The organism is Lactobacillus sp. C449L, from assembly GCF_059900815.1.
This window is the reverse complement of record NZ_JBWXGA010000298.1, coordinates 1-437: the sequence shown is the minus strand read 5'-3', so window position 1 is coordinate 437 and position 437 is coordinate 1. Positions and strand designations below refer to the sequence as shown.

General features: G+C 67.3%; 1 protein-coding gene. It reads left to right on the top strand.

The genetic code is table 11. The features are described 5' to 3' along the window. Positions 1–168 precede the first annotated feature (168 nt). Positions 169–437, top strand: a 269-nt coding sequence (locus tag AC2JF9_RS09480) for a glutamate--tRNA ligase family protein (protein WP_500727273.1), incomplete at its 3' end; no start/stop codon positions are given.

Here is a 437-nt window from a genome sequence, read left to right as displayed (position 1 = left end):
AAGATGTGACGACAACCGCGACAAGCTTGACCGGGTTCCGTACCAACGGCCTGAATACCGGGTCGCGGCGCGCGTTCTTCCAAGCTTTCACGAACCGCCGCGGAGCCGTATCCGCCCGCAGCGATCGCGGCAGGAGACAGCTTCGCCCCGGGCCGTTACATGCGGGTCATGGCTCCCGTCCTGCGCTTCGCCCCGTCTCCGACGGGTCTCATCCATATCGGCAATGCCCGCACGGCGCTGCTCAACGCGCTCGTGGCGCGCCGCGAGCGCGGAATCTTCGTTCTCCGCTTCGACGACACCGATGCGGAGCGCTCGCGGACGGAGTACGCGGAGCAGACGGAGGCCGATCTCGCCTGGCTCGGCATTCCGCCGAACCTCGTGGTGCGGCAGTCGGAGCGGATGGAGCTCTATGCCGAAGCCGCCGAACGGCTGAAGGA